Source organism: Paenibacillus sonchi (genome assembly GCF_016772475.1).
GTDB lineage: Bacteria > Bacillota > Bacilli > Paenibacillales > Paenibacillaceae > Paenibacillus_AQ > Paenibacillus_AQ sonchi.
Genome location: NZ_CP068595.1, coordinates 4,567,264 through 4,592,366, shown reverse-complemented (window position 1 = coordinate 4,592,366; position 25,103 = coordinate 4,567,264). Strand labels below are relative to the sequence as shown.

Here is a 25,103-nt window from a genome sequence, read left to right as displayed (position 1 = left end):
TCCAGTTTCCCCAAGAAATTTAGATAAACTAGCCTTAATTTCTGCGATACTCCTGCTTATAGCTGCCGTAATCGGCCTATATACCGCTTGGGTAAAAGGCCAGGGATACAATAAACTATGCAATAAAATAAATCTTGCGTGGGCAGCAATTCACATTCAAGAATGCCCCGCTGAAACACTAACTTTGGAGCTCGCATTTTCATGTGAATAAAATAAAGAGCCGTTTAAGCTGTTCCTACATACATGTCTATAATGAACGTGTTATTGTGTTTACACCCGGTGATGTGCACGTCAGCAAGGATCAGATTCATGCACTTGTGTATGACGTTAAAAGCGGAACATGGTCGCGCAAATGGCGCTCTTTTCCGAATATGATCTATGACCGCTGCCGGATTCAGCGCAGCAAGCGGTTCGAGCAGCTGCTGCGCTTCCGCGCGCGCTACGGCCATCTGACCTTTCTGAACCGGCCGCTGCGCAATAAATGGACCGTGTACCAGACCTTCTCGCAAAAAAGCCGGTTCCGGCAGCATATGCCGGAAACCTTGTTATACCAGTCTTCCGCCGATCTGCACCGGATACTGAAATCCAGCCCGGTCGTCTATGTCAAGCCGGCCAGCGGAACAGGCGGGCGCGGCATCCTGCGGATTGAGCGGCTGAAGGAAGGCAAGTCCCTATACGATATCCAGGGACGCCGCCTGAGCCGGCAGATCATCGCCCCCCGCAAGGTCACGCTCACCCGCCTGGAGTCCATTGTGCACCAGTGGTGCCTCGGCGGGCGGTTCCTCGTGCAGCAGGGCATCCCGCTGCGCCTGCCCAGCGGACGCTACCACGACTACCGCATGCTGGTGCAAAAGAACGGCCAGGGCGTGTGGGAGCTGACCGGCATGGCCGGCCGCGTAGGCGCCGCCCGCAGCGTCACCTCCAATCTCCACGGCGGCGGCCACGCCATCCGCGCAGAGATTCTGCTGAAGCAATGGCTCGGCAGCCAGGAAAAGGCCGAGAAAACGATGAAGACCGCCGAGAAGCTGGGCCTCGACGCCGCAGCCTATCTGGAGGACAGCTTCGGTACCCTCTGCGAGCTGGCCCTGGACCTCGCCATTAACCGCGAGGGCCAGATCTACGTGCTGGAGGTCAACCCCAAGCCCGCCCGCGAGGTCTTCTCCCGCTCCGGCGACAGCAGCACTTACCGCAAAGCGTTAACGCGCCCGCTGGAGTATGCGATGTGGGTGTATAAGAACAAAAATGCGCCGAGTCCGGCGAAGGTGGTTGGGGACTGATAGCAGGATAACTTATTGCGTGAAGCATATAAATTATACGATAAGCAGAAACGGGTACCGTCCTATAAGGACGGTACCCGTTTCAGTGAGAGACAGAAGGAACATCTCTTTCTAATCAGATCAGAATTCACATTCTATTGCATTCTATACAGCAGAAGGCGGTTCGACGCAAAACCAGAAGTATTTTATTGCACGAAGTGCAGTCATGCAAAAAAATCTACTATGGTTATTCCACAAGAAGATTACGGACTTCTAGTTCAATCTATATAGCACTACTCACCTGATAACTCCGCTCATCTGATAGCACCGCTCACCCGCTACTTCGCCAGCGCCAGCTGGAAAAAGGCGGTCAAATCCGACTGATCTCCACACATATCTTAAGCACAAGAATGGGACACATTGCTTTCCTATACAAATAAAATAAGGACCTTTAACGCCAGCAAGGGTGCCCTTACGCCGGATTATGCGGCGGCAGTGACACCCGTGTGGACTTACTTGTTATAATATGGACAATTCAGCCCTGGACTATAACCCGGCAGTAATTACGGAGAACCTTTCGATTGTTGTACGCTCGTACACCTTTGCAGTACGCTCTTACACCGTGCTGTTGTCGTAGAGGCCAATCAGCTCATCAAATGAGGAAATGATAACATCCGACCCTTTCAGCTCATCCTGGCGTCCGAAGCCTGCATAGGCGCAGCCAATTACCGTCTGCCCGTTGCCTTTGCCTGCCTCGACATCGGATGAACGGTCACCGACCATCCAAGCCTCCTTGATGCCGTGCTCATCCAGCAGGATGCGCAGCAGCTCGGTTTTGGTAGCAGTGCCCTGTCCGCCGGCGCTATACAGGCCGTCAAACAGCTCTTTCAGCTCGTGCACCACTACAATACTGTGAATGTAGTCTTCCAGTCCGTTGCTCGCTACGAACAGCTTGACTCCGCGCTCATGAAGCGCCGCAAGTGTCTCGGTAACCTTAGGGTACAGCAGTGTGCCGCCTGCCTCCAGCCCCTCGACTTCCAGCTGCAGCAGCAGCTCATCCGCGCGGCGGTGCACAGCCTCACCGGCATCCGGCATGACATTCTTCCAGATTTGGGACAGCAGCATGCCCAGACTGCTGAGAATCCGTTCCTCCGGTGGAGTGGGTCCTGCGTACAGACCCTCCGCCCGCAAAATGTCAAACATTTTATGATAAGCGGGCAACAGCAGACTTTCTGTCTGGAACAACGTTCCGTCCATATCAAAAATAATCGCTTCCGGCTTCTTCAATTTCGTACTCATGTGATGACCCAGCCCTTCTGTAGTGTTCTGCATATGCCGCCTTCTGCGGGCAGATGCTTTTGTCTCACGCCCTATAATATAGGATTTCAGCAGGTATTGTCCATGTTCACAAGCTTCAAGTGCAATGCAAAAGGGACCGGAGGGCAGCACCGTTAAGGTGCCCGTCCTCCGGTCCCCGCTGTTATAAAGCGCTGGATGCCGGTTGCTGATTATACGCGGTCGAAGCTGGCAATCAATTCGTCCAGTACATCTTTGCTGACCATTTTGCCTTTGAAGTTAATGAGGTTTTCTGCACTGCCGGAGAAGATGCAGGTAGGCTCATATTTTCTGAGAATGATCTTTTCACCGTCGACAAAAATTTCGAGAGGGTCTTTTATGTCAATTCCCATCGTTCTGCGCAGTTCAATCGGAATCACGATACGTCCCAGTTCATCCACTTTTCTTACTATTCCTGTTGCCTTCATCACTATGCATCCTCCCTTGAAATAACCCTTAAATAATCTTGTGGTGTTAAAAGCTATCAATGCTTCAATATAGTAGAAATGATTAACCTCTATCTGCATTGTAAAGTGCTAGTTCTTTCCTGTCAATTTTATTTCTACATCTTTTGATATTTATCGACAAATAATTCGACAAAATTCAGAGTAAATTCGACAAAATATTAGTCTAGGGATTATTTTATCCAAAATCCGCCCCAATTAACAGTTTTTTATTTTAAAAAATTAATACAGGTATTACAAAACTAATTAGACCTATTTACAGAACAAGAAACCCCGCCGTTCACCTGAATATTCCCGCAGCAAAAACACCCTCTCTCAGCAGATGAATTTATCTCCGCTTCAGAAAGGGTGATCAATTGTGCCGTGCGTCAAGCGTGAATCTCAAAAAGCCGGGCCGTCTTGCCTTGGGGGATTGAGACGGTCAGCACACCCCCGGACGGGTTCCAGCTCCAATCCGAATGATGCTGCTGAGGATATGCGCAGCTTACTTCTGCTGCCTGGCCCTGCAGCTCAGGAATCGGCAGCTTGACTGCTGCTGCTTCTCCGGCAATCCGCCAGACCGCCAGATAGCGGGTATCGCCATGGCGCAGGCCAAAGCTCACCCACTCGCCTTCGCTGTCCGGCAGACCCAAGGGCCAGAAGGCGGTCGCCTGCGGGATATGCGCACGGATCGATTTGTAATAATCCAGCGCTTCCTTCACCAGTTCCCTGCGCCGGGGCTCAAGCTCGGCCAGATGGCCGCTCTGGTGCACACGGAGCAGCAGCGCATTGACCATGTTGAAGATAACCTCTTCATCATCGCCCTCGCGCAGCGGATAGGACCACACTGCAGATTGCTCGGGGGTCAGGGCCGCCGGAGAACCTGCGGCAATCGCCGCATACTGCACGTAATCCTCCTGGTCGCTGGTGGACTGGATGCTGTGCCGGCTGAGCATGGCATAGTCCATGCGCATGCCGCCGCTGGAGCAGTTCTCGATTACAAGATTCGGGTAACGGGCAAAGATGCTGTCCAGCCAGGCCAGATATGCCCGGTTATGCTGCAGCAGACCGTCGCCGAAGCTGTCGGCATCCGTTTCCGTCCCGATGCCGGCGTTGATGTTGTAGTCCATTTTAATATAGCCCACTCCATACTGCTCCACCAATCTTGAAATCACTCCGTCCGCGTGGGCAATGACCTTGGGATTCCGGTAATCCAGCTGATAGCGGCTGCGGTCCTTGACCCGCTTGCCGTGGCGCATAAAGAACCAGCTGTCGTCGGTTTCTGTGAGCTTCGGACTGTTGATCCCCATGACCTCCAGCTCCAGCCAGAGCCCGGGAATCATGCCTTTGCTGCGGATATAATCCAGCACATATTTAATCCCCTCGGGAAACCGCTCGGCGGAAGGCTCCCATTGTCCTACGCCGTCCCACCACTCTCCAGGCGCATACCAGCCTGCATCGATGCAGAAATATTCGCAGCCGACATCGGCGGCGGCATCGATCAGGGGCAGCAGCTTCCCGGTGGTGGGGCTTCCCCACAGACAGTTCATATAGTCGTTGAAAATAATCCGCAGCAGCTCATTGTCTTCATTCGGCCGGCGGATCATCCGCCGGTAGGCCGTAAGCTGCTCTGCCGCGCCCTGGAAGCCCCCTTGCACAGCGCCAACGGCTACCGGCACCGAGGTAAATTCCTCTCCCGGCGCCAGCTTCAGCCACCAGTGGTTGTCGTGCTCTGTCGGCCCGCTGACCAGCAGGGTGAGCTGGTCATACTGATCGGTCAGCTCCCAGTGCCAGGAGCCATTGTGCTCGATCTGCCAGAATAAGCTTGTCCCGCTCTCCTTGTTGTGCAGCACTGCCATCGGCAGCAGCTCCGCCGCCGACCAGGAGCCGGTGTTGCTGGCGGCGATCCGCTTGGAGCCGCGGTCGGCCAGATGGGACATGCCCAGCTCCGGCAGCCGGTAGGTCCGCCATTGCAGCTCGCTCTGCCAGCCGCTGTGGGCGATGGTGACCTCGATTTTGTCGTTGCGGTCGCCGCTGCCTTCTTTGTCCACTCCGGTAAGCGCAAAGGTCGAGACATATTCCACAGCGGCTTCGCCAGTGCCTGTATTCTTCAGCACCGTCCAGCAGCGGACCGTCTGCACACCTGTATAGAACTGTAAATGCTGCTCTGCTGTTATGCCGGTTACCGGGTCAGTAAGGGTGATTTCCAGCTTGCGGCCAAGTGCATTTACGCTGTCGCTGTGTCCGCCATACACCATCCGCAGCCCCGGATAAGAGGCGCGGTGCGTGCGCCCGTGATATTCATCCCGGTCCTCTCCCGAGAGCTGCAGCTCCAGCAGCCGGAACCCCGGCTTGTTCTTCTCCGCAATGATTCCGTCCTGCAAAGGCGCTGCGCCAAAATGCAGCAGCCGGACATCCTGCTCCCCTGTAATTTCAATCGTAAGATAAAGTCCGTTTTCGGCAATCTCGATGCGCTTGCTGTCCATTATTTATTTGGCCTCCTGACAAGTGTGGTGTCTGCCCTGATTATAATTTGTTTTCCTTGCTGCTTAAAGGGCTTTATCTTTAATCTGCTACCCACTCCGAAGAAAAGCGGTGAAGAAGTAACGGAGGGGAAGTTTGGAATTGGAGGAGCGATAGCGTCCGCCTTTATGTTTGGATTTCTACTGTGGCCAGCAGTTTAAATCAGGAAATCCAAACATAACAGCGGCCGGAAATCCAAACATTCCACGCAGTTACGCCCATTCGCCGCGCCTCCCCCACATACCAAAGACGGCCCCTCCGGTAAAAGAATCTTACCCTCAAGACCGTCCCGGAATGGAAGCTATTCAGGTTTATTGTTCAGCGGAACCGAATTGAATCCAGGCTTTTTGGATTTCGTCGATGGCCTGATCCTTGGTTTTGCTGCCGCCGATATAGGCCTGCATCAGCTCGCCGAATTTCTGGTGGAAGGTATCCAGAGAATAGTTGACCGACAGGTCGCCGGATTTCTCGGTTTTGAGGATTTCTTCCATTTCCTTAGGCATTTGCAGGTCAGGCATTGGAGCATCCTTGATTGGCGGAATGACTTTGGCCACCGTGGAGAACCAGTTCTTGCCGTATTCGGACGTATACAGCCAGTTGAAGAATTCAATGGTCTGTGCGGCTACAGCGGAATCCTTGTTAATGCGCAGCGCCTGATCGGCGCCGGTGATAATCTGCGATTGCTCCGGCTTGTCACTGACCGGATATCCGGCGATGCCGAGATCAAAGTCAGGGGTGATTTTTTTGATGGCTTCTTCATCCCATGCGCCTTTACCGGTCATAAATGCCGCTTTGCCAAGAGCAAAGTCGCTGACTTCAGCATTGCTGTCGCGTTCCAGCGGCTTGTCTGTTCCGTGTTTTATCGTAGTGTCAATGAAGTTGAAGAAGTTGTTGTACAGCATCGGATGATCCTTGAAGGTGGTGTCTCCGGCGATAAAGTTGCCTACAAGTGTCTTGGCGTCAATTCCGGCGTCTGTAGCAGCCGCATCCACGAAGTGCTGGAAGATGTGCTTCCAGACCCACCACTCTTTATAGGCATTGGCGAACGGTGTAATTCCCTTGGCTTCCAGCTTAGTGATGGCATCGTCCAGCTCGGCTGTGGTTTTTGGAACGTCAGTTATGCCTGCATCGGCAAGCAGCTTTTTGTTATACATCAGTACAAACAGATTGCCTTTGACCGGAAGTCCAAGCACTTTGCCGTCGGAGGAGGTCATATTGGAGCGGACCGCATCGGTCATGGCGGCTGCCAGCGGCTCATTGGTCAGGTCGGCACTGTATTCAGCAAAGGTATCAATGTCTCCGCCGGCGGTAGTCTGGAAAACATCCGGTGTGCTGCCTGCGGCAATTTTTGATTTGAGCACTGTATTGTAGTCGGCCTGCATAATTTCCAGGTTGATGGTCACATTAGGCTTAACTTTTTTGTATTCGGCGATATATGCATTGAAAGCATCGGTGTACTCGGGAGACGCAGTGAACATATTAATCGTGACAGGTTTGGTTGAGTCGGTAGCCGTATTGCCTGCGTTCGCCCCCTTATTTGTTCCACCTGCGTTGTTAACGGCATTATTGGTGTTATTCCCGCCACAGCCGGCCAGCAGCCCTCCTGCGAGCAGCAGGCTCGCCGATAGAGCCATAATTCTTTTTCCCTTCATGATGTTGCCCCCTTTTCCTTATGTTTCTTGTGGTCTTGGTGTTATTTTAAATAAAAAGAAAAAGGATAAGAATGTACATAAGTGATCTTCTGAGGGTAAAAAAGTGGGCTGATGTAACCGTTTCACTTTTCTCCCCTGTAAGCAGCAGCCGGAACTCAGAAGGCGAACAGTCATAATAGTTGCGGAACGCCTTGCTGAAATAGTTCTTGTCCTTATATCCCAGCCTCTCGGAAATATCCTGGATTTTGAGGGCGGGGTCCGACAGCAGCTCCTTGGCCTTGTCCATTCTAACCTTTTGCACATACTCATGAATGCCGTACCCGTACTGGCCCTTGAACAGCTTCATTAAGTATTCTCTGCTCAGGAAATATTTATCCGTGAACATCGATATTTTAATATTCTCGAAATAATGGTTATCAATGTATGCTTTAATATTTTCCAGCACACTGCTCCGGTCTCCGGCAAGCGATCTGCTGATTTCTCCCGCATAGACATCCAGAACGCTGCCCAGCACCGCCTCAAACTCTCCAAAGGAGGCGAAATCACTGCTGATGCCCAGCCCCCGCAGCCCTTTGCTTTTTCCGCTCCGCAGCCGTTCGGGGACCGCATCCAGCTCTACAGCGATGTCTCCCAGCAAAATAATAAACTCCTGAATGATCCGGTCTGCTTCACCCAGACTGAAATGCTCCGAGGATTTCCATTTGCGGGTAAAATCACTGAGAATACTTTTGGCATGGCCCGCGTTTCCGCTCTCCAGGCTGCTGCGGATCAGCGGCATCCGCCCTGTCAGGGAAGGGCTGTCCTTGGCTGCGGATTTCGTATATCCGCTGTTCGAAACCGTGCTGCCCTTCAGGGTCAGCAAATCGGTCCCGTCCAGCGCGGCCTTGGCCAGCTCGTAGGACTGCGCAATCTCCATAACCTCGCTGTACGGCTGTCCAAGACCGCCCGCGCAAAGAATGCCGAACAGTTCCTTCAGGGTTGAAACCGTCTTCTTCATATGATGAAGCGAGAGAAAAGCCGCATCCTCCCCATAGCTGCCCTTCAAGGTAAAAATCGCGATAAATTCCCGCTCGCTTCTCGGGCTGGCAAAGCTGAACGCTTCGAAATGGCCGCCGCTGTTCTCGTTGATTACATTTGTGACCGCAAAATGCAGCAAATCCCTGTCCTCATGGAACCTGGCATGGCGCACCTGCTCCAAATTAAGCATCCGCAGAACGCCTACCGCAAAATGGTTCCCCGGCTTGTCCGCACCAATCAGCGGCAGGAACGCTTCATTGGACTGGTTTTTGAAGCTGCGTTCAATGATCGACAGGTACATCTTCTCCTTGAGCTTGGGAAGGGACATGTTCAGGGTGATGTTCCGGTTGATGAACTCGCTTTCCCGCTTGCGTTTTGCCTCCAGCACATCCATGGCCTTGCGCAGCGCACTGTTGAGATCACTCCGGTTCACCGGCTTCAGCAAATAATCCACCACCTTGGAGCGGATGGCCTGCCGGGTATATTCAAAATCATTGTAGCCGCTGATCACAATCAGCAGCAGATCGGGAAATTCACGTTCCGCAATCTGCAGCAGCTGGCTTCCGTTCAGCTCGGGCATCTTCATATCCACGAGCGCCAGATCAATCTTGTGCTTCCGGAGCATCTCAAGCCCCATCCTGCCGTCTGTCGCCTCCAGCACCTGATCCACTCCCAGGCCCTTCCAGTCCCCGAGGATATGAATGGCCTCGCGCAGCGGCTCTTCATCATCAATAATCAGTACTTTATACATGTTGTCCCAGCCCTCCCCGCGGTAACCGCATATCTATCCGTGTGCCATGCTCATCGCCGGCAATAACAAGCCCTGCCTCTTCACCGTATAAGAGCTTCAGGCGTGTATTCAGATTCTTCAAGCCAATACTCTCGTTGTCCCCTTCTTCAGCTTCTTCGCCCCCGCGGTCCTCCCACTGGATCTGCAGCGAGCTGAGCACCTGCCGGAGCCGCTGCTCCGTGATCCCCGGCCCGTCATCCAGCACAGAGATCACACTGTGGGCAGGGGTAATATGGGCTTCAATCCGGATCGTAACTGTGCTGGACACCTTCTCCAGCGCGTGCTTAATGCAGTTTTCCACCAGCGTCTGAATCGACAGCTTGGGAATCCTCAGCTCCAGCAGACTCTCATTCCAGTCGTATTCGACCTGCATGCGGCTGCCGAAGCGGGCTTTTTGCAGCGCCAGATAACGTTCGATATGCTTCAGCTCCTCCCGGGCCTGCACCACATCCCTGCCGCTGATGCAGTATCTCAGGGTGAGTGCCAGGTTGTCCACCATCTCGACAATATCATCATTGTTGTTTTTGAGTGCCTTAGTGGAGATGGCCTGCAGCGCATTATAGAGGAAATGCGGATTGATCTCCGCCTCCAGCGCTTTTAGCACAGCGTTTTTCTCGACAATCTTCATCTTGTACCGTTCATTAATCAGTTCGTTCGTCTTCTCTACCATCTTGTTGAAGTGCCTGGATAGGTAGGCGATCTCATCGTTTCCCTCTACAGCGGCTTCGGCATCGAAGCTGCCGGTGCTGAAGCGCTTCATCTGCAGCGACAGATTCTTCAGCGGATTCGTGATTCTGTTGGAGGTGAAGCTGACGAGAACAACGGACACAATCAGGAACAGCAGCCCGATCGAATAGCTCAATTTGCGCGTCGTCGTCGCCGCTTCATAAATCTGCTTGTAGGGAATCGGCTTGACGAGCTTCCAGCCCTCTTTTTGGCTGATGTCATACATCACCAGATACTTCTGTTCCGCGTCGGACCAGGTCAGGCGGCCGCCTTGGGCCGGGGTCAGCTGCTCCAGCAGCCCCGCTTGTTCACTCTGCAGATAAAATTCACGGTCATCGACCACAAACGGCTCATTGTCCGGACTGATATACATCAGATGCTCCCCGTCACTAAAGGGAATATCCTTCATAATCTCATCCGTCACACTGGAATTGAAGTACAGGGACAGAACCGCCTGCGGCTCCCGGGTCACAATCGAACGCAGCAGACGGTGATAGCCCATGAAGCTTTTCTCAGAATTGATAGGGTAATCGCCTTGGCTCTCCTCCGGGGTCCGCTCCTTCACGAAGGACTGATACGAGCGGTTGAAGGGACTGGCCAGCGCCCGCTTGTACCACGGAAGATTCTCAATCGGCGGATGCTCTACCACCCGGACAGTAATATTATAGTTCTCCTTGGTGACATAATAATATTTGTGCTCCTTGATGACATACAGATAAATCGCTTCCAGATCGCTGCGGGAAAAATAAAGATTCTTCAAATAATCCTCCACATACATCTTCGATGCATAGTCCTCCGATTCATGCAGAATCGCATAATTGAACTCATCATAAGAGATCTGCGGCAGCGACAGCTGGCCGATCCCGTCCAGATAACTCTCCAGATTGCGCCCGACCAGAAGCAGGTTGCTGCGGGTGCTGGAGATGCTGTTGTTCACTGATTCCCTGCGCAGCATCCCGTAAGAAATGAACGTCAGTGAGGCAACGACCAGAATAATAATGATCGTGAACAGCAGAATCAGCTTGTTCGCCAGGCGGCGTGAAATCCGCTCCAGGACAGGCTCAAACAGCTTGTAAAGGGTTCTTTTGATGATGCCGGCCTCCTTCTAGCACAAGATTACACGGAAATGTTCAGTTCACCTTTTTACCCCTAACTGTACTCTTAAATCCATTTTTGAGTATAGGGGTCTGCTCTATAATACACAATATAGACTAACCGGAATGGTTATGTGTGGCAAGCCAGTACCAGACTCCACCCTATAAATCCAAAAGAGGTGCATCCATGTTAAAAACACTCGGCAGAAGATGGCGCGAGAAATTAGATTTCGGGCTGTTCACCCTCCCCGTTCTAATCTGTATCGCTGTTGCGTTCTACATTCCTTTTGTCATGACCATCCGGTATTCCATGACCAAGTGGAACGGAATCTCCAAACATCCCAAATTCGTCGGCCTGGATAATTTCCAGCAGATCTTTACCGGAGACAGCAACTTTGCCAATTCGGCATGGTTCACGATCAAATATGCGATACTCTACATTGTTATTGTTAACGTGCTGGCCATTCTGCTGGCTGTCCTGCTCGATATGAAGCTGAAGTCCACCTCCTGGCTGAGAGCGGCCTTTTTCATCCCTTACATTCTCAGCCTTGTGATTGTCGGCTTCATCTGGAAATTTATTTTCATGCAGGGCTTCAACTCTCTGGGGGAAAGCACAGGCTGGTCGTTCTTCGGGCTCAGCTGGCTGGGAACGCCGGGGCTGGCATTCATCTCGATTCTAGGGGTTTCCATCTGGCAGTCGATCGGATTCTACCTGGTGATTTATATCGCGGGCCTGCAGTCTGTACCTGACGACCTTAAGGAAGCCGCAACGGTGGACGGTGCCGGAGCGATGAGAAGATTCTTCAGCATTACGCTGCCGCTGCTTGCACCCTCCATTACAATCTCGGTCTTTATGGCACTGACCAACTCGATCAAAGTATTCGACGTAATTCTGTCGCTGACCGGCGGCGGTCCCGGAGGAACTACCTACAGTATCGCTTACGATATCTACCGGGATACCTTCCAGAATAATCTATACGGATACGGAACCGCGAAAGCGCTTATCCTGTTCCTGGCTGTACTGGTCGTAACGATCATCCAGCTGACAGTCTTCAAACGAAGAGAGGTAGAGGCATAATGAAAACAAACAACACCAAAGCAGGCCGGATCATTCTCGAAGTGATTCTGGTCATCCTCTCTCTTCTGTTCCTGTATCCGCTGTTCCTGACGATCATCAACTCGTTAAAAAGCTTCAGCGAGGTCATGACGGATGTTATCGCTCTGCCACAGCATCTGGCGCTCAGCAACTACTCGTATGTCTGGAAATTCATCAACTATCCGAGATTGTTCCTGAACAACTTCATCATTACCGGCCTTGGCCTGCTGGGCATCGTGTTCATCTCTTCCATTGCCGCCTATAAACTGGCACGGACCAAATCCAGACTCAGCGGAATCATCTACTTCCTGTGCATTATGCCGATGCTGATTCCGTTCCAATCCATCATGCTGACCGTGCTGCAAACAGCCAAGAACCTGAACCTCTCCGAGAGCACCTGGGGACTGGGGCTGCTGTATTGGGGCTTCGGCGCACCGCTGGCTGTGTTCATCTATCACGGATTTGTAAAAGGCATCCCGACAGAGATCGACGAGAGCGCCACAATCGACGGGGCTTCGAGCTTCCGGCTGTTCTTCAGTGTCATCTTCCCGCTGTTGAAATCGGTAACGACTACCATTGTCATCATCGACGTCATGTGGATCTGGAACGACTTCCTGCTCCCGCTCTTAATGGTCAACGGTTCACCGGATACGAAAACGCTGACGCTGGCAGCCTACACTTTCGTCGGACAGTACACCTCCGACTGGCAGTATGCGATGACAGCAATGGTGATGGCCGTATTGCCTTCCATCATCGTGTTCATCTTCCTGCAGAAGTACATCGTCAAAGGCGTAGTGGCCGGAGCAGTGAAGGGCTGATCTAGCTCCTCACACACGGACGGTTAAACGAAAGCTGCATTTGAAAAAAAGCACCGCCTAAGCAGATCTCACTGCCTGGGCGGTGCTTTTTGAGGTTTGAGTTTTAGTTCATACAGCCCAGGTACCTGGCGATGAACATAAGTACACCTGAATACAAGCTTACAAGCCGCCAAGGGATCGTATGCATCCCCGGCCATCTGCAAGTCCGTTTTACTTGGCCCACAGTCCGCCGCTTCATCCACGTACGGGTTCGATTGCATTGTTCTCCAGCTAATCCGCTGCTATATCCACTTATTGAACAGATTTCATGATTCACCAGCCGGTCTGTTGCTATATCCACCTATTAGCCCACCCGCTTGCCGGTGATCCGGACACAGATGACCTTATTTTGTGAAAAGAACCCTTGTCTCCATGAATGCGGACTCAGAATCCCTTATTTCATCCGTTTGCGCTCAAAACGGGGGTAAATCGATCATATAAAGGCTCCTGGGTCCGTTTGGCCGGATAACACTGCCATTTTCGCCAAATAACGCTTCTCCAGTCCGTTTGCATTCTATCATGACCTGTTAGGTACTCCCTACAACTCTCTACAGCTCCCTGCAATTCCCTACCTCATTACCTTATGTTTAGCTTCCACTCTCAGTCCGCCTGTCGGTCAACGCCACCCGGTACACCGGAACCGCTGTAACGCTGTGGAACACTGCCGTCGCTTCCCCGGTAAACTGCTTCTGGGCCGCCATGGCGGCATCTGCAGCCACAGTCGTTACACCCTGGCGCAGCGGTGTGGTTTCGAGGATGATCTCCCCGCCCTTCAGAACATCCTTGAAGCGGGACAAGCCGATCTCCCATGGCGCGCCGTTATAGAAATGATCATGGAAAAGCCGGCCAGCGGCAAAAGCATAACCTACATTTCCTGTGTAATCGATGCTCAGCAGCACCTCTTCCACCCCCTCCAGCATCCTTGGAGCAAACTCAAGCGCTATTTTATGGTCATGGAGCTTCCGTGTCTTCAGCCCGGCCTCCTTGGCCGGAAGCTCCAGGTCATAGCTGTGAAACCACCCGCCGCTGTGCTGAGCGATAGAGCAGGCCTCATACGCTGTTGTCCACTTGGCCGCAGCCGCCGGACCTCCGGTATATTCCCGGAAAGAGAAGCTATTGTTGCCGCAGCTGAAAAATTCGAGGCCATCCCCGGTCTGTACAGGCGGAATCTCCGAGAATATGATCCGCTGCAGCCCCTCTTCCTCCATCTCCCACAGCATGGCGGCTTCTTGGGCATTCATAGCATAAATGCGGATTTCCCGCGCTCCCTCCTGTGTAATCCGGATCATTCCTGAGCGGTCATACGGGATAAGGACCGTGTAATGGTTCCCGGCATCCATCTCCACGGTTCCGGCATCTACGGAAACGCTGGTGATGCCCTCATGGGCATCAATCCGAAACTCCCCGTCCACCCCCTCCGGCATGGAGAAGAAGTAGGTGGCCGCCTCCGCAGACTCCACCAAGGTTACCGGCTGGGCCGTAGCATAGCGCAGGTTCAGCCCGTCCAGCGCAAAATTGAATGGCAGAAGGAACGAGGCATTTCTGTGGACGGTCAGTGCGCTTTTTCTTGGGAATTCAATCGTTTCCTCAGCCAGCCGGACGGCAAACCGGACATTCTCATGCACATCCATCTCCACGTGGTCCTGGTAGTTGTTGACGAACAGGAACCCCGCGCTGCCGTCCGTGCGGACCGCGTAGCGCAGCGTATGGGCATCTTCGGGAGTGATAGCCTCCGCGCCTTGAGGCAGGACGGTTGCCATCGGCGCCAGCCGCGCCCCGAACCGGTGGAGAAAATAATGCAGCGGCCGCAGCAGATGGGCCGAATCACGGATCTGGCCGAATTCACCAAGAGGAGCCTGAAAGTCGTAGGTGATTCTGGGCGTGGTGCTCTCATTCAGGTAGCCTGTTTTTCCCACCAGATTCGTACCGCCATGGAACATATAATAACCGACAAAATTGCACCCGCCTGCAATCTTCATCAGGCCCATCGCCAGCACGCTCTCCGGTTCCACCTGGAACCGCGACAAATACCAGGTCTGCATGCCTCCGCCCATCTCACAGCAGGCAAACGGATATTTGGTTTTGGCATATGGAGGATTGAACTCGCCGGTTCCGGCCGTTTCATCGTGATAATTCACGAATACATACTCCGGGGTCGGCTTCTGGTCAGGATTCTGCGCGCTGATACTCCAAGGCGTATAGGCATAGCCGCCGTACAGCGGAAGCACCTCATCCTCCAGCAATGGCGCAGCGCCCCAGCCCGTACTGGTGTAAACCGGCGCAATCATTCCCGCTTCTACAGCATACTGCTTAAGCAGGCGCATATGCTCAGCCCCAGCTTCGCCTCCAATTCCGCCGCTCAGGTATTCATCACCTTGCTTGGCAGTCAGTTCCCACAGGGCCGCAGCGGCATTGAATTCGTTCTCCAGCTGAATGCCAACCACAGGCCCTCCGTCCTTGAACATCTGTCCCGCTGCCTGCGCTCCAATCTCCTGGAACAGCCGGCGGACATAATGCAGGTAGCCTTCGTCATTGGAACGCACATCAAAGTAACGCCCGAACAGCCAGTCCGGCAGTCCGCCGTTGCGGACCTCGCCATGGCAGAACGGACCCACACGCAGGATGACATACATTCCATTCTGTGCACACAGCTCTACGAACCTCCGCAGATCGCGGTTGCCCTGCCATTCGAATTCCCCTTCGATTTCCTCATGGTGATTCCAGAAGATGTAGGTGGCCACAATATTAATCCCGGATATCTTCATCTTGCGGATTTCGGTTTCCCAGCTGTCTTCCGGGTAACGGGAATAATGGAATTCCCCGCAGACGGCAAAATACGGCTTGCCGTTCAGCTCCATATAGTAATTGGTGAAGCTGATCCGGTCTCCCTGCGGATTGGTTCCGCTCAGCTTCAGGGACGCCGGATAAATCTCCTTCGGGGCAATGCCCGCATGAATTGTGTAGGCCATATTCTTGCGCTCCTTTTTATGAAACATATCAACCCTTATATTCTTAAAAAGGGCTGCCCCAAAGCTATGCTTTGGAGCAGCCCGGAAGCCGTTACATAAGCTTCACTCTTATCCGGCTATTGTTTTTGCGCTGCCAGGAAGGCATCGATTTGCGTTTGCATTTCAGTCTGGACCTTATCAATGCCAGCGGATTTCAGCTGTTTGATCAGGTCAGCCTGGCCTTTTTCGATATCGTCGATCAATCCGTATTCCAGCGGGATCGCGTAACGCAGCATGACGTTCCCGATATTCGCCACTTCGTTCTTCACTTTAGCTGAGTCGAAGACAAAGGTTTCCAGCGGGAAGTGGTAAACACTCGACTGCCAGCTGTTGAACATATCATCGGCTTCCTTCGGATAAGCCGCATCTTGACGGTTCAGCGGGGAATTCCAGCCCCAGTTCGAGAAGCCGGTGTAATTCGCAGCCGCAGGACCAGCCTTGTACTTGTCATCCCCTTCAGGGATGTAGTTGGTTCCGGCAATGCCGTACATCGTCAAGTCGTGAATTTCCTTGTCATTTTGCAGCAGATCGATCAGCATCAGAGAACGTTCTGCATTCTTAGAAGTAGCATGAATGGACATCCCGTTTTGGGTCGCAATTGCGGCGATTTTTTTCTTATCCGGTGTAAGGTCGGCAATCGCCAGCTCTACATCCGGTTTGTCGCGGCGCATTTCGGCAAGGTTAGCAGCCACAGTACCCAGGTTATGGGCATAGGAGGACACCTTCCCGGCCTTGATATCCTGCCATACATCGTTTTTGTTGCTGACTACGTTTTTGGACCAGGCGCCATTGTCGGCCAGATCTTTATAATATTTCAGCAGCGATGTGAACTCAGGAGTGTCGTAGATGTTGAATATTTTGCCGGAAGCATCATCCAGCTTGTAAGCCAGCGGCAGCAGGTTGGCATCCACCAGGTTGAAGTTGTTGTTCTGCTCCAGCAATGTCTGGTCAAGCTCATGCCATTTCCAGCCGTCAGCGGGTTTGGCACCGTAAGCGGTAATGCCTTTTTCTTCTTTAGCAACCGTTTTCAAGTAATTGGCGTAGGTGTCGGGACTGTTGATTTCCGGAAGATTGTACTTTTTGCGCAGATCCTCACGATACAGCACTACCTTGTCGGTAACCTCAACGTTGTTGTTTGGAACCATGTAGAGCTTGCCGTCCACTTTCGCTTGCTCCCAGTTTACCTTAGGCATTGCTTCCCAGGTTTTTGGCATGTACTTTTGCAGCATATCATCGGTCAGCTCCAAAAATCCGCCTTTCAGTGCCTGATCGTTATAAAAAGCCCAGTTAGCTGTGTACACGAGGTCAAAATCCTCATTGGCGGCAAATTTCAGCGGATACTTCTGGGTCCAGTCGGACCAGTCAAGGAACTCTGTTTCCACGGTGGCATTGATTTTTTCTTTCAATTTGGTATTGAGCTCTCCGAATACCTTGTCGTAATCGCCGGGCTGGCCGCCGACCAGGATCATTTTGAGCTTGACCTCTTTGGAGGTGTCAGGAGCGCCGGAATCCGCGGCTGCGCCTTCTGTTGTTGCAGCGGTTGCCCCGGCGTTTGTTGCTTCCGCAGCTGTATTGTTGTTGTTGCCGCCACCGCATGCGCTGAGGATTGTCCCCAGTGCCATCATCGTTGCCAGCGTAACTGTGAGTTTCTTTTTCTTGTTTGCCATGACCTTGTTTCCCCCTAATCGAATAGTTGGTTGGGTTATATATTGATAACCGGGTTCCCCCGGATTTATCCTTTGACAGCGCCAATCGTGAGACCTTGCACAAAATACTTTTGAATGAACGGATAAGCCAGCAGAATCGGTCCTGTAGCCACGATGGTCATGGCCATCTTCAAGCTTTCGGTAGGCAGATCGGTATTCACCACTGCACCCGAGGCCATCATCGCCTTGCGCATACCATCCATATTACCAAGCATTTTATATAAATAGTATTGAAGCGGCATCAATTCGGACTTGGAAATATAGAGCAGCGCGTTATACCAGTCGTTCCAGTAAGCCAAGGCTATGAACAGACCGATCGTCGCCAGTGCGGGCTTGGACAAAGGCACAATCAGCTGTAAAAAGATCCGGAAATCGCCTGCGCCGTCAATCTTGGCGGATTCTGTGATCGCATCCGGGATGCTGCTCATGAACGACTTCATGACGATAATGTAAAATACGTTCATCAGCATGGGCAGAATCAGCACCAGCAGTGTATCTTTGAGATGCAGGAAGTTGATAATCAACAGGTAAGAAGGCACCAGTCCGCCGCTGAACAGCGTAGTGAAGAAGAAGAAAAACGAGAAGCGTCCGCGCCATTTAAAATCTCTCCGGGACAGCACGTAAGCCGTCATGGAGGTCAGGAACAATCCAAGCACGGTGCCGATTAGGGTAACGGTGATCGTTACACCGTAAGCTCTGAGCATTTCAGCCGGATACTTGAACAGCAAGCCGTAGGCCTCTGTGGAAAAGGTAGACGGGATCAGCTGGAAGCCTTTCTCGATGATGGAGCTCTCTTCGCTTAGTGAGGCGGACACCACCAGCAGGAAGGGAACGATGCAGAATACAGCGAGCACTATGAGGGTCGCGTATCCGATGATTGACAGGGTGAGCCGGTCCGTGTTGACCCGCTTGCGCACCTTTGCAGTTTGGATTTTTGCAGTAGTTGTACTCATGGCATTACCTCCTTTTCCTAGAACAGCGCACGGTCTTTATCGTATTTGCGTACCGCGTAGTTGGCCAGCATGATCGTTGCAAAGCCCAGCAGTGATTGATAGAAGCCTGCCGCAGCGGACATCCCAATCTCATTTGAGGTTGTGAGCGAACGGAATACGAAGGTATCAATAACGTCAGTGGACGAGAACAGCAGGCCGTTGTTGCCGACCATATTGTAGAACATCCCGAAATCGCCGCGGAAGATGTTGCCGATGGCCAGCAGAACCAGAATGATCACCGTTGGGATCAGGTTCGGAACTGTAATCTTCATAATGCGCTGGAAAATATTCGCGCCGTCAATCTCAGCAGCTTCATACATTTCGGTATCAATGCTGGTGATTGCCGCGAGATACATGATCGTTCCGTAGCCCAGCGCCTTCCAGGCGGACACCACCACAAGAATAACCGGCCAGTAGGCTGCCGTATTGTAAATGTCGACCGGCTGCATGCCCAGCCCCTTCAGCAATACATTAACGGTACCCACATCGAAGTTGAACAGGTTATAGGCAATGGCCCCGACCACTACCCAGGAAATAAAGTAAGGCAGGAACAATATCGTTTGCGTAATCTTCCGGAACCATTTGCCGGCAACCTCGAACAATAAAATCCCCGCAAAGATCTGAAGGACGTTGTTAACAACAATAAAAGCAATATTGTACAGCGCCGTGTTTCGGGTTACACGCCAGGCGTCACCGGAACCGAAAAAAAATCTGAAGTTGTCCAGTCCGTTCCATGGGCTGTGAATGATACCGTCGGTGTAGTTGTATTGCTTAAAGGCCAGCACAATTCCCGCCATAGGCACGTAAGCAAACACCAGGAAAAACAATACCGCCGGAGTCAGCATAAGAAGCAGGGTTCTATACTTCTTGACATCATCCCAGAAGCCGTGTTGTTTCTGTTTCATCTCGAATCCCCTTTCCATCTCACTATTTCTCTATGTCTTTATTATAGAGAAGCGCTTACTTCGTGAGGATTCAGCCCATCAACTAAAACTAATACTTTTTCAACGATCGGTTAAACCATACGCTTTCCCGGAATGCAAAAAACGCTGCCTGCGGCCTGGAAAACCGGCCGGACAACGTTTGGATCGGCTATATTTTATGTTTTTTGCGGTATTCTCCCGGGGTCATGCCTGTAATCTGCTTGAACTGCCGGTTGAAATAGATAATGTTCTTGTAGCCCATGCGCTCGGCAATCTCATAGATTTTGAGGGTCGGGTCCCTCAGCAGCTCGGATACCCGGCTGGTCTTGCGCTCATTCACGTATTCACTGAAAGGCAGCCCGTATTCCTCCTTGAACAGATAGCCCAGATAATTCGGTGTGAAGTCGAAGTGGGCGGCCACCTCTTTTAACGTAATTTTCTGCTCCAGATGCTCCTCCACATAACGCATGATCTCATCGATCAGCTTGCGCTTCTGCCGCTGCCGCTTCACATACAGCAATTCTGAAAGCTCAAAGAATCTGCGCCGCAACCAGGAGAGAATGTCATGGATTGTCTCGAACTGGAACAGGATATCCGGCTGATGGGATTCCCATTGAAGCAGCTCATACAGATTTTCGTTCTGCTGTTGAAGGTCTGCATGAAGCTTTGAGGTAATGCGGATGATCAGCTCATAGACCTCTTTTCTTCCGGCAGACGGGAGATCCTTCGTGAACAGCTCCAGCAGATGGTCGTCGATCGATACAAGATCATACTGGATGATGGCCTCAAGCAGCCGCTCCACCGTAAGTTCAATCTGTGCCCCGGGCGTTCCCCGCGGTGATGACTGTGTCGTGTCCCGGATCAGGCGGTTCTTGCCTAGCAGCCATTTGGCACTGAGCGCAGCCTGTGCTTGCCGGTAGGACTCATGCAGTCCGGCCTCGTCCGCTGCATACCGTCCGACGCCTACAGTTACGGTACAGGGTGAAGTTTCAGCTACCTTGCGGATCAGCTCTTCCAGCAGATTCAGAAAGCGGTCCTGCGGGAAGGAAGACAGGATGACAAACCGGGTATGGTGGACAGCAATCCAGGTGCCCAGCTTCCCCTCTTCAACGAAGGCTTTAATTACACCGGCAATCCGCCGCGTGATATTGCGGGCGTCCTCCTCAGAGAAATCGCGCATTTTCCACTCCAGATCATCGATCTCCACGATTGCCGCCGCTGCGCCTTTCTGCAGCAAGGGAGTCAGAATGCTCTTCAGATGCGGCTCCGCTGAATCCGGTGATGCCTCATCGAACCAGCGCAGCAGCAGCTCTTTATTCACCAGGGACAGGGCTTCGCTGAAGGAACGGTCCTGTTCTTTTTCCTGTTCCATTTTGGCGCAAAGTGTGCCCAGCATTTCGTATAAATCCTTATCCTGAACAGGCTTCAGCAGATAGCCGGAGGCGTTGATCTCGATTGCTTCCTTGGCGTAACTGAAGTCCTCATGGCCGCTGATGAACACAATTTTGGTCTTCGGGCTCACCGCCTTCGCTCTGCGGGCAAATTCGGTCCCGGTCATGATCGGCATCCGGATGTCGGACAATATGATATCAACCTGTGCTTCCTCCATAATCTTTAGTGCACCAAAGCCGCTGCTCGCCGTGCCTACTACTGTAATATTAAGTCCGCTGGACAGCACTCTCCGGCGCAGCCACTCCAGATCCACTGCTTCATCGTCTACCAGCAATACATTGATGCTCATAATCGTAATGTTCCTCCTGTGTCCGTGCGGGTTGCGGATTACGGGGCAAGCCCTTCATCCATTTCTTCGTTGTCTTTCATCCCGGCGGGGAGCAGGAGCCGAACGGTTGTGCCTGCCCCGAAAAAGCTGGCAATGGTCACCCCGTAGTCGTCCCCGTATCTGAGCTTGATCCGCTCGTTCACGTTCTTCACTCCATAGCCGCCGGCCTGGCTCGGGCCTTGCATCATTCGCTTAATGTCCTCAGGCCGCATGCCGATTCCGTTGTCGATGACCTTCAGCTCAATATTGCCGCCAACCTGCCTGCCGGTCAGACGGATGGCAATCGTCTCGCCAAACCAGGCATGCTTGAACACATTTTCCACAAAAGGCTGAAGCACCAGCTTGATGACCTGCATGTGGAGAATTTCCTCTTCCACATCCACATATACCGTGAACGCATCGGCATATTTCACCCGCTGGATGTCAAGATACGTGGCGACCTGCTCCAGCTCCTTCTCTAATTCAATGTAGACATTGCCCTGATTTAAGGTCAACCGGTAGAAACGCGACAGCCCCTGCACCATGCCGGTGACCTTCTCGATCTCCCCTAGATTGGCCAGGCTGCTTATCGTTGAAAGTGTATTATAGAGGAAATGCGGATTAATCTGCGCCTGCAGCGCCTCCAGCTCCGCCTGTTTTTTCTGGATGCCCTGCACATACACGCTGTTGATCAGCTCCTGGATATTGGTTGCCATCACATTGAAGGAATCCGCTATCTGTACGAATTCATCATTGCCGGAGAACCGGATGCGCTTCTGGAAGTTCCCTTCCTGGAAGGAACGCACCAGCCCCACGATCCGGCTCATCTTGCGCCCGGACAACCGCGCCACCACATATCCGATCACAGTCATCACCAGAAAGCTCAGTGCGCATAACGCAAAAATCACACGGCCCAGCCTGCCGGCATCCTTGGTCAGATAGCTGTCGGGTACCAGTGATTCAATGACAAAGCTGCTGCCGGGAATCTTTTCATGCAGACTGAGATAATCCCCGCCTGCAGCGTCATAGTTCGCCGGCCCGCGCTGGAACAGAATATCGCCGGTAGTCTCTTCGACAAGCCGGAGCGTAATTCCCTCTTCGACAGGGAAGGTGTCAAAGCCCCCGAACAGGTCTTCCAAGGATACGGTAATACGCACGTAGCCGATCACGGTTTTGTAATCGCTGAAGTTGACCAGCCTGCGGACATGCGAAAGGTTATCCAGCTTCTGGTCTGTATCAATCTGCAGCCAGAGGTTGTCCCGTTTCGAATCCTTAAGGGACTGATACCACCCGCTATCAGCAATATCCTTAAGCGGCAGAATGTAATAGTCGCTGTCATAGATCGGTTCATTCAGATTGTCGCCGGATACAATGTTAAGGTCACTGTTAGGCGTATACAGCATGAACCGGATCTTGTTCCCGAACAATTGAAGCGGCGCGGTAATCTGGGGAACAATCTCGTCAAGCATCGCCAGATAAATTTCGAACGGCGTCCCCCTCAGCTCAAGGGCGCGCTGAAAGGGCTGGCTCCCGAACAGATTGTCCGACATCCGCTGGATCTCGTCCATCTGATAGCGTATATTATTCCTGGCCTGCTCCATGCCTGTCCGGATGTTCGACTCAGCCATCTCCGTCCGGGAATCGGTCAGCATGGAATAAGAGATATAACCGATGGTCACATCCGTCAGGAGCACGAGCAGCAGATAGGGAATCATCATTTTGTAGGTGAATGGCATATACTTCTTCAGCTTGGGCATCACTTGCAGAACATCCTCCGGTATGAATTTCGGTATGTCTATATTAACGTTCCCCTGTCAAGAAATAAACAGGCAGCGGCAAAAAGCGCCGGGATGCCATCTTGCGCCGGCTGCCGTACTCACCCTGTAACCGCCTCCTTACTAGACTATATTCACATTGTAGATGAGATTATTAGAATATAGTTAGCACAATGCTAATATGGAATAGCACAATCTGAATGTGAGAGATTCACTACAGCAAAAAAAGCCCAAGCGATTGTCAGCTAACCGCTCAGGCTTGGACTTGGACGTTCTATGCGGTTCAGTGGTGTTCCGCTCAGGGCTTCTGTCCGAAAGGACAGTTCACAGCTTCTCGCTAACGGCTCCGTCCGCTGCGATCACGGCATTGAACGAGAGCTGGTTCATCCGCTTAATGGTATCTTTATTGTAGGCCTCACCCATAAAATTCGGCTGACCGCCGGTAATTTTGACCGGTGTAATCCGGCTCTTCACCCTATTATTGCTGATCTCAAAGTTCACCAGCATAGAATGAATGGTCTTGTCGCCGCCGCGTGTGGACCGGTTGAACACAAAATTGCCCAGTGAATAATAGATCGGCTTATGCTTGTAATATTCGATCCCCATCAGGCAGTGGCTGTGCGCGCCGATAATGATATCCGCACCGCTGTCGATCATCTGCTTCGCCAGATTGCGGGCGTATGGCTCAGGGTAATCCTTAAACTCATTGTTCCAGTGGATGTACACGATGGTATAATCGTTTTCTTTGGCCGATTTCTTGATGGCCCCCAGCATGGGCTCAGGCGTATAGGCCGAAGCTGCACCCGGATTGTTTTTTCCTGCATACCAGGACGGGCTGGAGAGCACGCGGCTTACCCCAAGTATGGCGATTTTTTGGTTTTTTACCGTTTGGACATAGGGCCGGAAAGCTTCATTGCTGTTTTTCCCCGCTCCGGTATGGCCGATCTTGTATTTATCCAGATGAACCAGCGTATCCAGCATGGCATCCTGTCCAAAATCAAGAATATGATTATTGGCCAAGGTCACGCCATCGATCCCGGCAGCATTCAGCCCCGCCAGTGCCGCCGGTTTGGAGCGGAAAGCAAAGGTTTTCTCTGCCGCCTTACCTCTAACCGATACGGGTGTCTCCAAGTTGGCAAAAGCTATATCTGCTTTTTTCAGGGCAGGTGCTACCTTCGCAAAAGGAAAGTTGACTCCATACTTGGCGATCTGATCGCCGACAAATCCATCCAGCAAAATATCTCCGGCAAAAGCAAGGTTAATCTTCTCCTGCGGGGAAGCCTCTTGACTGAAAGCTGCCTGCCCGGGAATCAGCAAAAACAATACTAAAGTGATGACTGCAAATCTGCGCAAAATCTTAGACCCCTCTCTCTTAATCTGCCAATTATTCTACTATAATAGAGGGAAAAATCCAAATTAAGGGTTGGTATGCTGCTGGGGTTCTGATTTCTGCTAGATTCGCGCCTTTTTAAGCACGGCCCGGAAACAGTTAAGTCCGCCCCACTGCTCTGTCCGTACAGCATCTGCAGGAAGCTTGAAATCCGTCTCGCCCCAGTACTCAAATCCGGCCTGCAGCAGCACTTCATTCATGCGCAGCAGATTAACCGTGGGGTAATCAAAAGTCAGTACAAGCAGCCCCTCCCCATTCAGTGTGCGGTGAAATTCCCTTACGGCCCGCACGGAATCCTCCAGGGACAAATGCTCCAGGACCGAGATACAGAATATAGTATCAAAGCTTTCATTCTCATAAGGCAACGCGGTCAGATTAGCCTGGGCCAGATTCAGGCGGGTGGTCCGCCTGGCTTCTACCAGCCGTGCCGCTTCCTCGCCGATGTCGCTGGCAATCTCCTGAATAATCGCATCCCGGGAGAGAATCCGCGCATCGATATCGCAGGCATGAACCTCCGCGCTGTAACCGGCAAGGTAGAACTTGAGCGGATGGGAGATTCCGCAGGCAGCATCCAGCACCACATCATGGGAGGAAACAAAATTCGTGCACCATTCGTATTCATAAGGCCGGCTCCACCAGGATTCCGGCAAATCATAAATCAGCTTCTCGCGGCGGGCATCGGCATTCACAAAAAAACGGGAAACATACGGATGTGTTGGCATGGCCAGGACTCCTTTTAAAGGAAATTCGGTAGTGAGAGT

Annotated in this window: 17 protein-coding genes; 3 read left to right on the top strand and 14 right to left on the bottom strand. The window is 52.2% G+C overall.

Translation table 11 applies throughout. The annotated features are described in order from the left end of the window. Positions 1-203: 203 nt before the first annotated feature. On the top strand, positions 204-1,277 hold the full coding sequence (locus JI735_RS20275; protein ID WP_051051875.1) for a YheC/YheD family endospore coat-associated protein: 1,074 nt from the start codon (positions 204-206) through the stop codon (positions 1,275-1,277). A 594-nt stretch (positions 1,278-1,871) separates the two neighbouring features. Here JI735_RS20275 and JI735_RS20270 read toward each other — a convergent pair. The 6 genes from JI735_RS20270 to JI735_RS20245 all read right to left on the bottom strand — a co-directional run bounded on the left by JI735_RS20270 (position 1,872) and on the right by JI735_RS20245 (position 10,679). Beyond that, a complete protein-coding gene (locus JI735_RS20270; RefSeq protein ID WP_039836000.1) occupies positions 1,872-2,588 on the bottom strand; it encodes an HAD family hydrolase in 717 nt (238 codons plus the stop codon). Between the two features lie 176 nt (positions 2,589-2,764). Beyond that, positions 2,765-3,022, bottom strand: coding sequence for an AbrB/MazE/SpoVT family DNA-binding domain-containing protein (locus JI735_RS20265; protein WP_039788503.1), 258 nt, complete (start codon positions 3,020-3,022; stop codon positions 2,765-2,767). Between the two features lie 401 nt (positions 3,023-3,423). After that, positions 3,424-5,520, bottom strand: a complete 2,097-nt coding sequence (locus tag JI735_RS20260; RefSeq protein WP_202676361.1) for a glycoside hydrolase family 36 protein — start codon at positions 5,518-5,520, stop codon at positions 3,424-3,426. A gap of 348 nt (positions 5,521-5,868) precedes the next feature. Next, positions 5,869-7,209 (bottom strand): ABC transporter substrate-binding protein, encoded by a 1,341-nt coding sequence (locus tag JI735_RS20255; protein WP_039835992.1) that lies wholly within the window; start codon positions 7,207-7,209, stop codon positions 5,869-5,871. 46 nt (positions 7,210-7,255) lie between these two features. After that, complete coding sequence (locus tag JI735_RS20250; protein WP_202676360.1) at positions 7,256-8,977, bottom strand: response regulator; 1,722 nt, start codon at positions 8,975-8,977, stop codon at positions 7,256-7,258. Further along, the gene (locus tag JI735_RS20245; RefSeq protein WP_233475981.1) at positions 8,970-10,679 is read right to left on the bottom strand and encodes a sensor histidine kinase; all 1,710 of its coding nucleotides are present in this window, start codon (positions 10,677-10,679) and stop codon (positions 8,970-8,972) included. The genes JI735_RS20250 and JI735_RS20245 overlap by 8 nt, the downstream gene beginning before the upstream one ends. A gap of 344 nt (positions 10,680-11,023) precedes the next feature. Between JI735_RS20245 and JI735_RS20240 the strand changes: the two genes are divergently transcribed. Continuing rightward, positions 11,024-11,914 (top strand): carbohydrate ABC transporter permease, encoded by an 891-nt coding sequence (locus JI735_RS20240; RefSeq protein WP_039835989.1) that lies wholly within the window; start codon positions 11,024-11,026, stop codon positions 11,912-11,914. Beyond that, positions 11,914-12,750 (top strand): carbohydrate ABC transporter permease, encoded by an 837-nt coding sequence (locus JI735_RS20235; protein ID WP_039835988.1) that lies wholly within the window; start codon positions 11,914-11,916, stop codon positions 12,748-12,750. Before JI735_RS20240 ends, JI735_RS20235 begins: the two co-directional genes overlap by 1 nt. A 626-nt stretch (positions 12,751-13,376) precedes the next feature. On the opposite strand, the gene JI735_RS20230 is transcribed toward JI735_RS20235, so the two are convergent. The 8 genes from JI735_RS20230 to JI735_RS20195 all read right to left on the bottom strand — a co-directional run bounded on the left by JI735_RS20230 (position 13,377) and on the right by JI735_RS20195 (position 25,064). Further along, a complete protein-coding gene (locus tag JI735_RS20230) occupies positions 13,377-15,758 on the bottom strand; it encodes a beta-galactosidase (protein ID WP_039835986.1) in 2,382 nt (793 codons plus the stop codon). A gap of 116 nt (positions 15,759-15,874) precedes the next feature. Continuing rightward, on the bottom strand, positions 15,875-17,464 hold the full coding sequence (locus JI735_RS20225; RefSeq protein ID WP_039835985.1) for a DUF3502 domain-containing protein: 1,590 nt from the start codon (positions 17,462-17,464) through the stop codon (positions 15,875-15,877). A gap of 65 nt (positions 17,465-17,529) precedes the next feature. Further along, positions 17,530-18,456, bottom strand: coding sequence for a carbohydrate ABC transporter permease (locus tag JI735_RS20220; protein WP_039835984.1), 927 nt, complete (start codon positions 18,454-18,456; stop codon positions 17,530-17,532). A gap of 17 nt (positions 18,457-18,473) precedes the next feature. After that, positions 18,474-19,400, bottom strand: a complete 927-nt coding sequence (locus tag JI735_RS20215) for an ABC transporter permease (protein WP_039835983.1) — start codon at positions 19,398-19,400, stop codon at positions 18,474-18,476. A 187-nt stretch (positions 19,401-19,587) separates the two neighbouring features. Then, positions 19,588-21,159, bottom strand: coding sequence for a response regulator (locus tag JI735_RS20210; RefSeq protein ID WP_039835982.1), 1,572 nt, complete (start codon positions 21,157-21,159; stop codon positions 19,588-19,590). A 38-nt stretch (positions 21,160-21,197) separates the two neighbouring features. Then, a complete protein-coding gene (locus JI735_RS20205; RefSeq protein ID WP_039835981.1) occupies positions 21,198-22,934 on the bottom strand; it encodes a sensor histidine kinase in 1,737 nt (578 codons plus the stop codon). Between the two features lie 342 nt (positions 22,935-23,276). Further along, positions 23,277-24,305 carry a CapA family protein gene (locus JI735_RS20200; protein ID WP_039835980.1) on the bottom strand — a complete coding sequence of 343 codons (1,029 nt, stop codon included), beginning with the start codon at positions 24,303-24,305 and terminating at the stop codon, positions 23,277-23,279. A 99-nt stretch (positions 24,306-24,404) separates the two neighbouring features. Beyond that, positions 24,405-25,064, bottom strand: a complete 660-nt coding sequence (locus JI735_RS20195; RefSeq protein WP_039835979.1) for a class I SAM-dependent methyltransferase — start codon at positions 25,062-25,064, stop codon at positions 24,405-24,407. Between the last annotated feature and the right edge of the window lie 39 nt (positions 25,065-25,103).

Coding starts and splice junctions, on each gene's coding strand:
- JI735_RS20270 (WP_039836000.1), bottom strand. CDS start 2,588: ATGCAGAACACTACAGAAGGGCTGGGTCATCACATGAGTACGAAATTG.
- JI735_RS20260 (WP_202676361.1), bottom strand. CDS start 5,520: ATGGACAGCAAGCGCATCGAGATTGCCGAAAACGGACTTTATCTTACG.
- JI735_RS20255 (WP_039835992.1), bottom strand. CDS start 7,209: ATGAAGGGAAAAAGAATTATGGCTCTATCGGCGAGCCTGCTGCTCGCA.
- JI735_RS20250 (WP_202676360.1), bottom strand. CDS start 8,977: ATGTATAAAGTACTGATTATTGATGATGAAGAGCCGCTGCGCGAGGCC.
- JI735_RS20240 (WP_039835989.1), top strand. CDS start 11,024: ATGTTAAAAACACTCGGCAGAAGATGGCGCGAGAAATTAGATTTCGGG.
- JI735_RS20235 (WP_039835988.1), top strand. CDS start 11,914: ATGAAAACAAACAACACCAAAGCAGGCCGGATCATTCTCGAAGTGATT.
- JI735_RS20230 (WP_039835986.1), bottom strand. CDS start 15,758: ATGGCCTACACAATTCATGCGGGCATTGCCCCGAAGGAGATTTATCCG.
- JI735_RS20225 (WP_039835985.1), bottom strand. CDS start 17,464: ATGGCAAACAAGAAAAAGAAACTCACAGTTACGCTGGCAACGATGATG.
- JI735_RS20220 (WP_039835984.1), bottom strand. CDS start 18,456: ATGAGTACAACTACTGCAAAAATCCAAACTGCAAAGGTGCGCAAGCGG.
- JI735_RS20215 (WP_039835983.1), bottom strand. CDS start 19,400: ATGAAACAGAAACAACACGGCTTCTGGGATGATGTCAAGAAGTATAGA.
- JI735_RS20210 (WP_039835982.1), bottom strand. CDS start 21,159: ATGAGCATCAATGTATTGCTGGTAGACGATGAAGCAGTGGATCTGGAG.
- JI735_RS20205 (WP_039835981.1), bottom strand. CDS start 22,934: ATGCCCAAGCTGAAGAAGTATATGCCATTCACCTACAAAATGATGATT.
- JI735_RS20195 (WP_039835979.1), bottom strand. CDS start 25,064: ATGCCAACACATCCGTATGTTTCCCGTTTTTTTGTGAATGCCGATGCC.